Raw genomic sequence first — 15532 nt, 5'->3', positions numbered from 1 at the left:
ACCCTGACATACAGACATTCATCGGGGAGCCGGAGTAGTTACGGCGGTATTAGACCTTCGTGATCGCGGCGCGGATACCGTCACCGAGATCGACGGCGTCGTCTCCCGCTTCACCCACCGAGAACGAGGTGGCCAGAACCTCACCGGCGATCAATTCGCGATGACGCTCCGCCCACTCCTTGCAGTCCTGCGGAACCTCGAGTACGACGTTGATCCGGTCCGAGACGTCCAAACCGGCGGCACGACGCGCATCCTGCAACTGACGGATACGGTCCTTCGCCCAGCCCTCGGCTTCGAGTTCCTCCGTCACGACGGAATCGAGTACGACGAGTCCCGCACCGTCTGGCAATGCCGCCGTCGAATCAGGCTCGGCTGCAACCAGTTTCTGCGTGTACTCCTCGGGCAGCAGTTCGATGCCCGCCGCAACTACGACGCCGTCCGCGTTCTCGGTCCAGTCGCCCGCCTTGACCGCCTTGATGACAGTCTGAACGGACTTGCCCAGACGCGGTCCTGCAGCACGCGCGTTGACCGCGATCTCGAAGCGCCCGTGCACGTCGACGTCATCGGTCAGATCGACCTTCTTGACGTTGACCTCGTCGGCAATCAGTCCGAGGAACGGACGCAGACGCTCGGCATCCGGCGCCGCAACCGTGACCTCGGGCAGCGGAAGACGAACTCGCAGATTCTGCGCCTTGCGCAGGCTCAGCACCGTGGAGCACACGGTCCGGACGTCGTCCATCGCCGCTACCAGCTCGGGGTTCGCGGGGAGCTCCGACGCCTCGGGCCAATCAGCCAGGTGAACCGAGCGCTCCCCGGTCAACCCGCGCCAGATCACCTCGGACACCAGCGGCAACAGCGGCGCAGCGAGACGCGTCACGACCTCGAGCACTGTGTGCAGGGTGTCGATCGCGTCGCGATCCTCGTCCCAGAACCGCGAACGAGACCGTCGCACATACCAGTTGGTGAGCGCATCACAGAACAACCGAAGCTCGTCGCACGCGCCGGCGATGTCGTTGACCTCGAGGGCCTCGGTGATCACGTCGCGGGTGGTAGCGAGCTTGGCCAGGATGTACTGATCGAGGATGTTCTCCGAATCGGTACGCCACACACCGGATTCCGGCGCGTACAACTGCAGGAAGCTCCAGGCGTTCCACAGCGGGAGCAACGCCTGACGTACGCCTTCGCGGATGCCCTGCTCGGTCACGATGAGGTTTCCGCCGCGCAAGATCGGCGAAGACATCAGGAACCAGCGCATGGCATCGCTGCCGTCGCGGTTGAACACCTCCTTCACGTCCGGGTAGTTGCCCTTGGACTTGCTCATCTTCAGTCCGTCGTCGCCGAGCACGATGCCGTGCGCAGCAACGGTTTTGAACGCCGGACGATCGAAGAGTGCGGTTGCCAGCACGTGCAGCGTGTAGAACCAGCCGCGAGTCTGCCCGTTGTACTCGACGATGAAATCGCCCGGGAAATGGCCCTCGAACCATTCACGGTTCTCGAATGGGTAGTGCACCTGCGCGTACGGCATCGAACCGGATTCGAACCAGCAGTCGAGCACCTCGGGAACGCGGCGCATCATCGACTTCCCGGTCGGGTCGTCGGGGTTCGGGCGGACCAAGTCGTCGATCATCGGGCGATGCAGATCGGTCGGACGGACGCCGAAGTCTGCCTCCAACTGATCGAGCGAGCCGTACACGTCCGTACGCGGGTACTGCGGATCGTCCGACACCCACACCGGGATCGGGCTGCCCCAGTAGCGGTTTCGGCTGATGTTCCAGTCTCGTGCACCTTCGAGCCACTTGCCGAACTGGCCGTCACGGATGTGCTCGGGCACCCACGTGATGTCCTTGTTCAGCTCGACCATGCGATCTCGGAACTTGGTGACCGCGACGAACCACGAGGGGACCGCCATGTAGATCAGCGGCTGCCCACTGCGCCAACTGTGTGGGTACGAGTGCTCGATCGTCTCGTGCCGCAGCAGCTTTCCGGCAGCCTTGAGGTCCTTGATGATGACCGGGTTGGCGTCGAACACCATCAGACCCTCGTACGGCGGAACCATCGAGGTGAACTTTCCACCCGGATCGAGCGGCTGTACGACCTCGATACCGTTGGCCGTGGCCACGTCCATATCCTCTTCACCGAAAGCCGGTGCGAGGTGGACGATTCCGGTTCCGGAGTCGGTTGTCACGTAGTCCGCCGAGAGCACGACGTGCGCATTCGGATGTCCGAGGAAGAAGTCGAACGGCGGTGTGTACGACAGTCCGACCAGTTCGGCGCCCTTGTGACGGGAAACGACCTCGGGGTCCTCCCCCAGCTCACGTGCGTAATGAGCTACCCGTGCTTCTGCGAGCACGTACCGCTTTCCGTCCTCGCCGAGCACCTGGACGTAGTCGACCTCGGGATGAACCGCAGTGGCCAAGTTGGACGGCAGTGTCCACGGAGTCGTGGTCCAGATGATCGCGTTTGCGCCGTCGAGGGGTGAACCCGGAGCGACCAGCGGCATGTCGACCGTGACTGCAGGATCCTGACGCATCTTGTACGCATCGTCGAGGCGAGTCTCCTGATTGGACAGTGGAGTCTGCTCGTACCAGCTGTAGGGCAGCACACGGAAGCCCTGATAGATCAGGCCCTTGTCGTGCAGCTCCTTGAAGGCCCACATGACGGACTCCATGAAGTCGACGTCCAGGGTCTTGTAGTCGTTGTCGAAATCGACCCAGCGCGCCTGGCGGGTGACGTAGTCACGCCACTCGTCGGTGTACTTGAGCACCGAGGCCTTGCAGTACTCGTTGAACTTGGCCAGACCCATGACTTCGATCTCGGCCTTGTCCTTGATGCCGAGCTGCTTCTCCGCTTCGAGCTCTGCCGGAAGGCCGTGGCAATCCCAGCCGAAGCGTCGTTCGACCTTGCGTCCACGCATTGTCTGGAAGCGCGGCACCAGGTCCTTGACGTACCCCGTCAGCAGGTGGCCGTAGTGCGGCAAACCGTTTGCGAATGGCGGTCCGTCGTAGAAAACGAACTCTTCGTTACCGTCCCGATTGGAAACCGACGCACGGAAGGTGTCGTCGTCGTCCCACTGTTTCAGGACTTTCTGTTCCAGTTCGGGGAACTTGACTCCGGTGTCGGCGGGGACACCGTAGTCGACTTTGGGATACCCGTTACTCGCCATGGCGATCTCCTCGTGCCAGTCGGACTCGGCACGGGGACGACGTGACGCTTGTGCGCCGACACCGCGGTACCACCCCGTTTGCACCCCGCAGATCCGTGCTTTCACACCGGATCTCGAGCTGCCACTCGATCGAGCTGTGACGGGCTCACCCGTTCGGTTCTACTGGGTCCTCGACACGTACGAAAGCGTCGACAACCGTTCTTCCGAAAGCTCCCCGGTGATTGCCGGATCACAGCCTGGTATTCGTGTTGGACAGTCTAATACTCGTCCTGGACCTTGTCGGAACTCGCCCTAGGTCTTGTCGGGGGTACCCGGCGACCCGCCGTGGTTTCCCTGATTGTCGTCGTTGGCAGTAGCTGCATCATCGGTCGAGGAATCCGAGGAACTCTCGACTCGACCGTAAGGCGACGACACGCCGCTGCCCGATATCGGGTCATCCAACGAAGGAACCGCCTTCCTGCTGGTCAGCGCACTGACCAGCAGGAGGACGGCACCTGCTACACAAATCGCGATACATGCCCACGCCCAGATCAGCGACCCTGTGGTCAGGGCAACGATCAGGAGAGCGAAGCCAACTCCCGCGAGAACCAACGTCACGACCAGCACGTATCAACCTTTGTCCGGTCCGATAGCTGAGCCGACGAGGCGCTCTCGGTCAGCTGTTTCCCTTGGCGAAGGACGGGCTGTAGGAATCCTGTCCACCGTCGACCGGAACGGCCGAGCCACGCTGTTCGAGCTCTTCGAGCTGCGATTCCAGGTAGGACTTCAGGCGCACCCGGTACTCACGTTCGAACGTCTTCAGCTGCTCGATACGGCCCTCGAGGACCGAACGCTGCTGGTTGATGGTCGCCATGATTTCGGTGTGCTTCTTCTCGGCGTCTGCCTTGAGAGCGTCTGCCTTCTCCTGAGCCTGGCGAAGCTGGGTCTCGGAGCGAGTCTGAGCGTCGGTCAGCATTGCCTCCGACTTGTTGCGCGCATCCGCGATCATGCCGTCGGCCTTGCTGCGAGCCTCGCTCATGAGCTGCTCGGAGTTGGTGCGAGCACTGCCGAGCAGCTGCTCGGATTCGGTCTTGGCATCGTTGGTGAGGCGATCCGCCATCTCCTGAGCCAGTCCGAGGACCTTCGCGGCCTGCATGTGGGTGTCGCCACTCTGCGGCGCTGCAACGGCAGCGGCGGCGGGAACCGGAGCTGCAACGGGTGCAGGCTTGGGCGGTTCGACAACCCGAGCGGGCTCCGGCTTGGGCTGCGCTGCGACGGGTGCTGCCTGCTGAGCAGGTGCCGGCGACTTCTTGGCAGCCGCGAGCTCCTGATCCAGCTCACCTACGCGCTGGCGCAGGTCCGCATTCTCTTCGATGAGCTGCGACAGCGCCTGCTCGACGAGGTCGAGGAATGCGTCGACCTCGTCCTCGTTGTAGCCACGCTTGCCGATAGGCGGCTTGCTGAACGCAACGTTGTGCACGTCAGCTGGAGTCAGTTGCGGCATGGAAGGATCCCTTCACGCGTCATTTGGCGGTCTAGCAAGCATTCAGTTGCAACACAGTCTACGTAGTGGCGAACCACCGGATGAGTTATGGCTTCCATTCTGGCATACCACTCACTCGGACTGCGCTCAGCGAACAACCGACATCAGGATGATGACGATGAAAAGCAAGACCATGATGGATAGATCCAAGCGAACTCCACCGAGGTTGATCGGGGGGATCAACCTGCGGAGCAGTTTCACCGGAGGATCGGTGATCGTAAAAATGGTTTCGAGAATGACTGCGACCAATCCGGTCGGTCGCCAATCTCTGGCAAACGAACGAACGAACTCGACGATCACTCTGCCGATCAGCAACAGCCAGAAGACAACCAGCACCAGATAGATCACAGAGAGAAGCGCGTCCACACCCTCACTCTGCCTGACTTCTGCGGTGTGTCCAAAACAGACACACCGCAGCAATTCCGGAACCGGCCCGCATCGAGTCCGTCTTGTAACGGCCGGCGATGGGTCCGAATGCGGCGTCCGCCGAGACGGGCCGCCGTTCGAATGTGCTCACGTCACCCCTGCTCAGGGGCCGGACTGCGGTCGAGACCATCATTTCTGGCTGTAGAAACCCGTCTCCGCGATACGACGGCGTTCCTCAGCGGAAACGTCGATGTCAGCCGGTGAGAGAAGAAACACTTTGGTGGCTACCTTGTCGAAAGAACCACGCAATGCGAACGCCAGGCCGGCCGCGAAATCGACCAGACGCTTCGCGTCGGCGTTGCTCATGTCGACCAGATCCATGATGACGGGAGTGCCGTCGCGGAACCGCTCACCGATGGTGCGGGCCTCTGCGTAGCTCTGCGGACGCAATGTCGTGATCTTGGCGAGCGGGCCGCCGTCATCGACAACAGGCGCACGTCGCGCTTCGGGACGCTCTGCACGGGCGTCGACCGCGAGGTTTCCACGGCTTGCCGGACGCGGCGCCATCGCCGGGCGGCTACTGCGGCTGGGAACGGTGTCGACGCGGGGCCGGGAATCGTAGCGATCGAACTCCGCGTCCTCTTCGTCACGACGACTGGGCGCGTAGCTCGCCTTCGAGAAGGCAGGTTCGACGAACTCGCGGTCGTCGCGCTCGGCATAGCCGTCGTGACTACGACGGGGTGCGCGGCGAGCCTGATCGGGCTCCTCCACGTATTCGTCCTCGTAGTCATCGAGGGGAACCATGCCGAAGTAAGCCTTGAACTTATGCAGGTTGCTCATTGATCGACCTTCCTTGGCGCGGCGGAATCAATCCGACTGCGACCGGTCGCAGCGGTGTGGACGGGTTGGGCGATCACCTGAGCGATCACCTCGAGATTACTGGTCGTGAGCCGAGCAGTGCGGTTCCGACACGCACGCACGTTGATCCGTGGCGCACTGCGGCCTCCAGATCACCGGTCATGCCAGCCGAGAGTTCGGTTGCCCGAGGATGCGATTCGAGAATCAAAAGATGTGCCCTGCGGAGGATTTCGAACTGCTCGTCCGGATCTGATCCAAGTGGCGGGACGGCCATCAGTCCCGCAAATTCGAGACCTTCGGCTGATTCGATCCGCTCGGCGAGAGGAGTTAGCTCTCCCGTGGGAACTCCGCCACGCGCAGGGTCTCCGTCGAGACTTACCTGGATGAGCACCCGCAGCGGCGCTTTACGCTCCCCGTCGGACAAAGCTCCGAGCGCCGCCCGATCGAGTGCATCGGCCAGTCGTGCACTGTCCACCGAGTGAATTGCGTAGGCCCACTTCGCTACCGAACGCGCTTTGTTGCGCTGCAACTGCCCGATCATGTGCCAACGAACCGGATCGTCGATCGCGCCGCTCTGAGCAGCGCCGTCGAAGTCCGCGACCTTCTCCACTGCTTCCTGCTCACGAGACTCACCGAATTCACGGCAACCCAGTTCGTACAGGATTCGGGCGTCGGACGCCGGAAAGAATTTGGTAACTGGCAGCAGTGCTACGTCGGAAACTTCACGACCGGCGGCAAGGCAGGCGGCCGCCAGCCGCGCACGCACCGAGTCGAGTGCCGTCGATATTTCTGTCAGCCGCATATCCGTCTGGCGCATTTCTGCCTAGACGGTTTCCTGCGCTGCGGGCGCTTCCATCCAGATCACTGCAGCTTGACGCCCGGTCAGAGATTCTCGGCGATGACTGAACAACGCGCGATCCTCGATCGTGCACCGCGGGTCCTCGGCAACACCGGACACACCCGCGGCGAGCAGCTGCTTACGCAGTCCCGCACGCAGATCGAGTCCCGGCGTGCCCTTCTCGGTGCGAGTTGCGCTGCCCGGCAAGTGCTTTTCCACGTCCGCACGCATCGCGGCGGGAACCTCGTACTGGCGTCCGCTCGCTGCCGGGCCGAGGAAGGCACCGATACGTGAGACGTCCGCGCCCTGTCGCACCATCTCCGCGAGGACACGCGGGACGATACCGATGCGGGCACCGATCCGTCCCGCATGAACTGCCGCGATCACACCGGCCTCCTCGTCGGAGAGCAGAACGGGAACACAGTCTGCGCTGAGGGTGGCGAGCGCCAGGCCGGGAACGGTGGTGACCAGAGCGTCCGTCACGGGAATCACTTCGTCGGTCGGTTCCGTCACGACAGTGACGTTGCGCGAGTGGATCTGTTCCATCCACACGAGATGGTCAGGCTCGACGCCTATTTCGCGTGCCAGACGACGGCGATTCGCCTCGACGGCTGCCGGATCGTCTCCGACGTGATCGCCGAGATTGAACGACTCGTACGGCGACGCGGAAACACCACCAGCTCGGCTGGTCACGACGCGGCGAATGCGGGTGCGGGTGGTCGACTTCTCGGTACTCAAGATAAGTGTGCTCACAAACGTCGAAAGTTGTCGTCCGGCTCAGACGTGACCGGACATCCAGTCAAGAACAGGGTACCCAGAAATTCCGGGCACCCTGTTCTCGAAACTGTTTGTAGCCCTGCGTCAGCGACGCATGAAGACAGGCACATCGACGTCGTCGTCGCCCTCGTCTTCCTGGACCGGCGCATGGCGTGGGCCACCGATCGGAGGCAAGCTACCCGAACCCGTCGTCTCGCGCGCTGCGGAAATCGGCTGCTCGCCAGCAGGTTCGGCGGCCACCGGTGACCGGCCGACCTCACCCGCGCGCCCGGCGCCGATAGCTCCACGTCCCTGTGCGGTCGACTCCACGGGACGACGAGCCGGAGCTCCTCCGTCGAATCCCGCAGCGATGACCGTCACACGAACCTCGTCACCGAGTGAATCGTCGATGACCGTTCCGAAGATGATGTTGGCGTCGATGTGCGCGGCTTCCTGCACCAGCGAAGCCGCCTCGTTGATCTCGAACAGGCCCAGATCGCTACCGCCGGCGATCGACAGGAGAACGCCGCGGGCGCCTTCCATCGATGCTTCGAGGAGAGGCGAATTGATCGCAGATTCCGCCGCCTTGATCGCGCGTCCCTCACCACGTGAGGATCCGATGCCCATCAACGCACTGCCTGCACCGGACATGACACCCTTGACGTCCGCGAAGTCGACGTTGATCAGACCCGGGGTGGTGATGAGGTCGGTGATGCCCTGGACACCGTTGAGGAGAACCTCGTCGGCGCTGCGGAAGGCGTCCATGAGGCTGACGGCCGCGTCACCCAACTGGAGCAGGCGATCGTTGGGAATGACGATCAGCGTGTCGCAGGACTCCCGGAGCGCCTGGATTCCGGTATCCGCCTGTCCCCCACGACGCTTGCCCTCGAAGGAGAACGGCCGAGTCACGACGCCGACGGTGAGTGCGCCCAGCTTCCGGGCGATGCTTGCCACGACAGGGGCACCACCGGTTCCGGTGCCACCACCCTCGCCTGCGGTCACGAACACCATGTCGGCGCCCTTGATGACCTCTTCGATCTCGTCCTTGTGATCTTCGGCTGCCTTGCGACCCACTTCAGGGTCAGCACCGGCGCCGAGGCCACGGGTCAATTCACGACCGACGTCGAGCTTGACGTCGGCGTCACTCATCAGAAGGGCTTGCGCGTCCGTGTTGACCGCGATGAACTCGACTCCCTTGAGTCCCTGTTCGATCATGCGGTTGACTGCGTTCACGCCGCCGCCGCCGATGCCGACGACCTTGATTACGGCGAGGTAGTTGTGCGGGGGCGTCATCGGCTCTCGCCTTCCGTGTCGTGTTTCACGCTGCTTGTCAGTGCTGCTGTCTTTTTACTGCTGCTGTATTTGTTACTGCTGGTGTATTTGTTACTGCTGGTGTTCGAGATAAACTCTAAACCTCAACCACAGGGTTAGAGTTATGTCAAGTATTCGATCTGAAACGAAACGCTATGCACCGTCGTCGCGTTCCGCCATTAGGCGCGCCGAGACACACCGAAGTATTTGCCACGCACCGGCGCACGGGTGCACCGTGCGCTATCGGACCGTCGGAAGATCAGGACTGGACACGTCGTACGTCTGCCCCGGTTGAGTCAACAGAGGAAGCGTCACGGCAGCCTTACGATCCGAGTGCTCGACACCGCCCCAGTTTACGACGCGACCGTCGAGCAGAGTCAGCGTGACACTCGAAATCGACCGAGCGGCAACCTCTCCCACCTGAAATCTCAGATCCGGCGGCAACACCGACAACACCTCGAGCGCGGCAAGCGTCGGCTCGTCGTTCCATCCCGGCGTCGGTGTCACCAGACGCGGAACCCCCGGCGGCGGGACGCCCATCTCGAAGTCGACACCCTTCTCGTCCAGCAGGTGTGCCCCCTCGGGTGAGTCGACGAAGACAACCGGTACCCGTTCGGTCACGGTGACGCGAATGGTCGACGGATACATCCGCTGCACTCGGGCGGAGGCCACCTTCGGAATCGTCGCTACACGTGCGGCGGCGGCGCCGGTGTCGACCCGCATCAACGGCTGACCGGTCGGTACTGCCAGGAGCGAAAGGATCTGTTCCTCACTGACCGTCGTCGCACCGAGAACTTCGGTGCCCCGGACCGAGAGCACCGGAGACAACCAGGCCGTCAGCGCAATTCCCACCACCAGCACGATTGCCAGCGGTGCCACGATCAGCGGTCGCTTGAACCACTTACGAGTCGGCGTGGGTTCGGGAGCTGGCTCCGTCGACCGCGTCGAGTATCGCGATTCGGTGCGAGTACTGCGCCGACGCGTACTGGTGGCTCGCCTGGCCTGAGGATCTCGACGCCCGCGACGACTTCGTGCGTCGGGTGTCATCGCGGCGCGGGATGCGGCGCCGAACGCAAAGCATCGAGGATCTGTTTGCCGAGCATGGTCACGTCACCGGCGCCCATCGTGATGACGATGTCGCCGGGGTGAGCCAACGCCGCCACCTGCTTCGGTGCCTGCGACAGATCGGGTTGATAGTGAACAGGTTTGGTGACCGATTGAGCGACAAGCGCACCGCTGACTCCCGGCATCGGCTCTTCGCGAGCACCGTAGACATCGAGAACCACTACCTCGTCGGCCAAGTCCAGTGCCTGCGCGAACTCCACGGCAAATGCCGCTGTGCGCGAATAGAGGTGAGGTTGGAAGACCACGATCACACGTCCGGCTGCCGAATTGGTCGACGACGAATCATCTTCCGGTCGAACCAGATCCGCGGCCGCGCCGAGAACCGCGCGAACTTCGGTCGGATGGTGGGCGTAGTCGTCGAACACCCGGACACCACGCTCGCGGCCGGTGAACTGGAAGCGGCGGTGGACGCCACCGAATCCGGCGAGCCCCTCGACGATCTCCTCGGTCTCGGCGCCCGCATCACGGGCGGCCAGCAGGGCGGCAAGTGCGTTGAGCGCCATGTGCCGACCCGGCACTGCCATCCGCACGGTTCGCGCGGCGCTCTCACCGGCCAGTTGGAACTGCAGGACTCCCCCGACGTCGTGTGCATGGAAGCCCAGTAGTCGGACTCCGACCTCGACGCCGTCGACAGGCTCGAAGGCAGTGCCCGCTTCTACTTCCTGCGCATCCGCTGATCCGTAACCGAGCACACGGATGTCCGAACGACCCGAGGCCACGATTCGCTTCGCGAGATCCGCAGATCCCGGATCGTCGAGGCAAGCAATCAAGAGTCCACCCGGACGTAGCTTGTCGACAAAATCGTCGAACACCTTCACATACGCTTCGACGCTGCCAAAGTAGTCGAGGTGATCGGCCTCGATGTTGGTCACGACGATCACGTTGGGGTCGTACTGAAGCAGCGACCCGTCGCTCTCGTCCGCCTCGGCGACAAAAACGTCACCGCTGCCGTGATGGGCATTCGTGCCCGCCTCGTTGAGTTCGCCGCCAACGGCAAACGAGGGGTCGAAACCGCAGTGCTGCAGGGCGACCACGAGCATCGAGGTCGTCGACGTCTTGCCGTGTGTTCCCGAAACCAGGAACGTGCGATTGCCCTGCATGAGTGATGCAAGGACAGCCGGCCGAAGAATCACCGGGATTCCGCGGCGAGCGGCCTCGACGAGTTCCGGGTTGTCCTTCGGGATAGCTGCGTGCGTCGTGACGACGACGGTCGGTCCACCTGGCAGCAGGTCGAGAGCATCGGCGTCGTGGCCGATCCGGACCTGTGCCCCGCGTGCACGAAGCGCCAGGACTCCTCGGCTCTCCTTGGCGTCCGAACCCGAGACAAGGCCCCCGCGGGAAAGCAGAATTCGAGCGATGCCGGACATACCGGCACCGCCGATTCCGACCATGTGTACTCGCTCGAGGTGGGCGGGCAGCGCGGTCATCGGTTTCCCCTTGCGTTTTCCTGGACGGCGTTTTCCTTTGCCGCGATGTCGAGCACGATCCGTGCGATCTCGGTTGCCGCCGTGCGGTGCCCGACATTGGCAGCGCCACTGCTCATCTTGTCGAGACGCGCGCTGTCGCTCAGCATCGGGACGACGGTGCCGGCGACGAACGTCGGCGTGAGCTCGTTGTCGGAGACGATGATCGCGCCGCCCGCTGCGACAACGGGTTTCGCGTTGAGTTCCTGTTCACCGTTGCCGTGCGGCAACGGAACGTAGACGGCCGGTAGTCCGACCGCCGAGACCTCGGCGACCGTCATCGCGCCCGAACGACAGATCGTCGCGTCGGCTGCGGCATACGCGAGATCCATCCGCGAAAGATAAGGAACAGCCACATACGGTGCCGTCTCCGAGTACTGCGTGACCTCGAGGGAGTTCTTGGGTCCGTGTGCGTGAAGGACCGAGATCCCGGCCTTCGCCAGTTCTTCCGCTGCTCCGGACACCGCGTCGTTGAGCGACTTCGCGCCTTGCGATCCGCCGAAGACGAGCAGAACGGGACCGTCCTGAGGCAGTCCGAAGTACTCGCGAGCTTGCGAGCGGAGTCCCGCTCGATCGAAATTGGCGATCGACGCGCGAACCGGGATGCCGACGATCTCGGCGTCCTGATCGCCGCGGTTCTTCACTCCGGAACCCGGAACAGCGGCAAGCACCCGCGTCGCCAGGCGAGCACCGATCTTGTTCGCGATGCCGGCACTGGCGTTCGCCTCGTGGATGACGATCGGAATCTTGCGGCGGCGCCGAAGAACACCGCCACGTGCGGCAAGATACGCCGGAAGCGCGACGTAACCACCGAAACCGACGATCACGTCGGCGTCGACGGAATCGAGTACCTCACGGGTCTTGCGCACCGAGGCGAGGATGCGTGTCGGCAATTTCACCAGATCCATCGTGGGCTTACGAGGAAGCGGAACCGGCGGAATGAGCTCGAGTGTGTACCCGCGGGCAGGCACCAAGGTGGTTTCGAGACCACGTGCTGTCCCGAGTGCGGTGATCCTGGTGTCGGGCTGAGCGGCCTTGACCGCGTCCGCGACCGCAAGTGCGGGTTCGATGTGACCAGCCGTGCCTCCCCCTGCCACCACTACCGACAGAGCCGATTTGTTGCCGCTCACCTACGAATTCCTCGCTCTCGAACTTCTCGTGGATCTTGTGCCCTACGTGTCGGCGCCTGCCGACGCTGACCATTCTGCCCTCCCGCGGTGCGCTTCCGTGACCCAGCGGCCGCACCTCGGTTGGAATCCGAGGAAGGGCGAGCGCCTTGATCTGCCCGCTTGCGTCGATCGCCCGTCTCGATCGCGCGCCGGCCGTCGCGTCCGCGTGCCGGTTCGATCTGTCGTGCGGGCTTCGGTCGACGGATAGGCCGGCCCCCTGACGGCGGGTGGTACAGCACCGGCTTGGGCAGTCTGAGCAACTTCGAGATCTTGCCGTCCTGCCCGGAGTTCAGAGCGGCAACTGCTTCTGGCTCGTGGCGCGCTGCATTGGCGATGACCCCGAACATGAACAGCGTGATCGCCAAGGACGAACCACCGGCGGAGACCAAGGGCAACTGGAGTCCGGTCACCGGTAGCAGTCCGATGACGTAACCGATGTTGATCATCGCCTGGCCGACGATCCAGGTAGTTGCGGTGGCCGACAGGAGCCGCCAGAACGGATCGATGCTGCGGGCTGCGATCCGCAATCCCGTGTACACGAATACAGCGAACAAACCGATCACCACAGCGCAGCCGACGAATCCCAACTCTTCGCCGATGATCGCGAAGATGAAGTCGTTGTGCGCGTTCGGTAGGTAGTTCCATTTGGCGACGCTCTGCCCGAGTCCGCGACCGAAAAAGCCGCCGTCTGCGAGCGAATACAAGGCCTGCTTGGCCTGATAGTTGTTGCCCTGCAGGTCATCACTCTTATTGAAGAAGGCCTGGACTCGGTCGGATCGATACCCGGCCGTCATGGCCAGGACAGCGGCGCCGACAACGCCTGTCAGCGCTATCGAGCCGAAGAGTTTCAGTGGAAGCCCGCCGAACCACAGCAGGGCCCCGACGATGATTCCCAGTGCGATGGTCGTACTGAGGTTCGGCTGCGCGACGACCAAGGCGAAGACCAGCATCGCAGCGGGCACGAGCGGAATCAGGATCGACTTCACGGACCGGTCGTCCGGACGCCTCGAGGCCAACAGATGCGCGCCCCAGATCGCCAAGGCGACCTTCATGATTTCCGATGGTTGCACCGAGAATCCACCGACGTTGAACCAGCGACGCGCACCCTGCGCTTCGGTGCCGATTCCCGGAATCAGAACGAGTACCAGCATGATCAGCACGACGACGAACAGCGGAAACGAATACTGCCGGAGCACTCTCGCCGGGATCCGCAGCGCGACGTAGAAGAGCACCGCCCCGAGAATCGCGAAGATCAACTGCTGGGTGAACAACGAATATGCCGAGCCACCGGACACGTACTGCTCGACGCTCGACGCCGACAGAACCATCACGAGCCCCAAGACAGTCAACATCGTGGCAATCGTCACCACCAGGTGGAACGACGCCAACGGCCGCGCCAACCAGGCACCGATTCGGGTCTTGGGACCCTTGGTCATAGCAAGTTCCCGGCTTGGCCAGGCGAATCCGTGAACGGATCGGGTAATGCGGCTACGGCGGCGGCGAAACTGTCACCACGATGTCCGTAGCTGGCGAACATGTCCAAGGACGCGGCGGCCGGGGCAAGTACAACTGCATCACCGGGGGACGCCAACTCGGCAGCTTCGACGACCACTGCGGCCATGACGGCATCCGCGTCGGCACCCGACGGCAGCCGGATGGTGAGAGTCGAGTTGCTGCTGTTTTCGCTCACCGCTTCATCGTCCCCCGACAGCACGTGCACCACGGGAACATCGGGCGCGTGTCGCGCCAGCGCGTCCTCGATCACACCGGCGTCACGGCCGAGAAGAACGGCGCCGGACAGTCTCGGTCCCACTTCGCTCACCAACTGCTCGACGCTTGCACCCTTGAGCAGACCGCCTGCAACCCAGACGACGCGGTCGTGCGCGAGTATCGACGGCCTGGCTGCGTGCGGATTGGTGGCCTTGGAATCGTCGATGTACACAACGGACCCGACACGACCGACCAGGGCCCCTCGGTGTGGGCCGACCTTGTGTGCGGCCAGACCGCGTTCGACGACGTCGGCCTCGAATCCGAGTGCCCGCGCCAAAGCGGCAGCGGCCAGCGCGTCCATGACGCCTGCCGGGCCGGCCGGATCTATGGAAGCTGCTTCGGCCAAGCGGACGTGATCGCCGAAAGCGTTGTCCACGAGGTGTCCCGCTTCGACACCCAGTTCTCCTTCGCCCGGTTCACCCAATCTGAACCCGGTGACAATGTCTGCAGTTGCGCGAGTTCCCAGTTCGGAAGCGATTGCGTCATCGAGGCCGACCACCGCGACCTTTCCACTCAGCGCCCGCGACTTGGCCTCGGCGTACGCGCTCATTCCGCCGTGCCAGTCGAGGTGATCCTCGGCGACATTGAGGACGACGCCGGCATCCGGACGCACCGAAGGCGCCCAGTGCAATTGGAAAGACGACAGTTCGACAGCGAGGTACTCCACGCGCGGCGACGTCTCGGCGAGTGCGTCGAGTATCGGAAGCCCGATGTTCCCGCAGGCTCGGCCGACAACTCCGGCGGCGTCGAGAATCGAGGCCAGCATCGACGTCGTCGTGGTCTTTCCGTTCGTCCCCGTTACGACGAGCCACTTACGGGGTCCGCCGAAGTGCCCGCTGTGGTCGACGCGCCACGAGAACTCGACGTCTCCCCAGATGGGAATCCCGTGACCGGCGGCCGCTGCAAGGATCGGTGCGTCCGGCCGAAAGCCCGGACTGGTGACGACGAGCCCGTACTCGGTGATCGAATCCGGAGCATCCTCGATCGAGGTGGTGGTCACCATGTCCGCGCCGAGCTCGGCGCAGCGCTCCGCGAAGTCCAAGGTCGAATCGGCGACTGTCACGACAGCGCCAAGAGCGACGAGAGGTTCGATGGTCGCTTGACCGGACACCCGCCCTCCGGCGACCAGCACTCGCGTACCGCGGAGCCAGGACAGGTCGTTCTCGGAATCCGCTGAGCTGGTCATGGTTT

The 15532-nt window shown here is 63.3% G+C and carries 12 protein-coding genes and 1 pseudogene; all 13 read right to left on the bottom strand.

Features of this window, described 5'->3' with window-relative positions; all coding sequences use genetic code 11:
• Window positions 1–49: 49 nt before the first annotated feature.
• Window positions 50–3163 (bottom strand): isoleucine--tRNA ligase, encoded by a 3114-nt coding sequence (ileS, locus tag H351_RS15410; protein WP_020908068.1) that lies wholly within the window; start codon window positions 3161–3163, stop codon window positions 50–52.
• A gap of 420 nt (window positions 3164–3583) precedes the next feature.
• Window positions 3584–3769: pseudogene (locus H351_RS32935) on the bottom strand (hypothetical protein); the annotation flags it as partial.
• Between the two features lie 49 nt (window positions 3770–3818).
• The gene (gene wag31 / locus H351_RS15400; RefSeq protein WP_003941722.1) at window positions 3819–4646 is read right to left on the bottom strand and encodes a DivIVA-like cell division protein Wag31; all 828 of its coding nucleotides are present in this window, start codon (window positions 4644–4646) and stop codon (window positions 3819–3821) included.
• A gap of 126 nt (window positions 4647–4772) precedes the next feature.
• Window positions 4773–5051, bottom strand: coding sequence for a YggT family protein (locus tag H351_RS15395; protein WP_003941780.1), 279 nt, complete (start codon window positions 5049–5051; stop codon window positions 4773–4775).
• Between the two features lie 189 nt (window positions 5052–5240).
• Window positions 5241–5891 carry a cell division protein SepF gene (locus H351_RS15385; RefSeq protein WP_003941752.1) on the bottom strand — a complete coding sequence of 217 codons (651 nt, stop codon included), beginning with the start codon at window positions 5889–5891 and terminating at the stop codon, window positions 5241–5243.
• 85 nt (window positions 5892–5976) lie between these two features.
• Window positions 5977–6726 carry a YggS family pyridoxal phosphate-dependent enzyme gene (locus H351_RS15380; protein WP_019748868.1) on the bottom strand — a complete coding sequence of 250 codons (750 nt, stop codon included), beginning with the start codon at window positions 6724–6726 and terminating at the stop codon, window positions 5977–5979.
• A gap of 6 nt (window positions 6727–6732) precedes the next feature.
• Window positions 6733–7500, bottom strand: a complete 768-nt coding sequence (gene pgeF, locus H351_RS15375) for a peptidoglycan editing factor PgeF (RefSeq protein ID WP_047890079.1) — start codon at window positions 7498–7500, stop codon at window positions 6733–6735.
• Between the two features lie 108 nt (window positions 7501–7608).
• Window positions 7609–8796 carry a cell division protein FtsZ gene (gene ftsZ, locus H351_RS15370; protein ID WP_003941788.1) on the bottom strand — a complete coding sequence of 396 codons (1188 nt, stop codon included), beginning with the start codon at window positions 8794–8796 and terminating at the stop codon, window positions 7609–7611.
• Window positions 8797–9054: 258 nt separating this feature from the next.
• A complete protein-coding gene (locus tag H351_RS15365) occupies window positions 9055–9861 on the bottom strand; it encodes a cell division protein FtsQ/DivIB (RefSeq protein WP_019748870.1) in 807 nt (268 codons plus the stop codon).
• Window positions 9858–11366, bottom strand: a complete 1509-nt coding sequence (gene murC, locus H351_RS15360) for a UDP-N-acetylmuramate--L-alanine ligase (RefSeq protein ID WP_019748871.1) — start codon at window positions 11364–11366, stop codon at window positions 9858–9860. The genes H351_RS15365 and murC overlap by 4 nt, the downstream gene beginning before the upstream one ends.
• Window positions 11363–12532, bottom strand: coding sequence for an undecaprenyldiphospho-muramoylpentapeptide beta-N-acetylglucosaminyltransferase (gene murG / locus H351_RS15355; RefSeq protein ID WP_019748872.1), 1170 nt, complete (start codon window positions 12530–12532; stop codon window positions 11363–11365). Before murG ends, murC begins: the two co-directional genes overlap by 4 nt.
• Window positions 12529–14007 carry a putative lipid II flippase FtsW gene (gene ftsW, locus H351_RS15350; RefSeq protein WP_020908072.1) on the bottom strand — a complete coding sequence of 493 codons (1479 nt, stop codon included), beginning with the start codon at window positions 14005–14007 and terminating at the stop codon, window positions 12529–12531. Before ftsW ends, murG begins: the two co-directional genes overlap by 4 nt.
• On the bottom strand, window positions 14004–15527 hold the full coding sequence (murD, locus tag H351_RS15345; protein ID WP_029255553.1) for a UDP-N-acetylmuramoyl-L-alanine--D-glutamate ligase: 1524 nt from the start codon (window positions 15525–15527) through the stop codon (window positions 14004–14006). The genes ftsW and murD overlap by 4 nt, the downstream gene beginning before the upstream one ends.
• Window positions 15528–15532: the final 5 nt, after the last annotated feature.

Source organism: Rhodococcus erythropolis R138 (assembly GCF_000696675.2).
In the GTDB taxonomy this organism is placed as follows: Bacteria; Actinomycetota; Actinomycetes; order Mycobacteriales; family Mycobacteriaceae; genus Rhodococcus_F; species Rhodococcus_F erythropolis.
The sequence above is the reverse complement of the archived record's forward strand: the minus strand, read 5'-3'. Positions and strand labels throughout refer to the sequence as shown.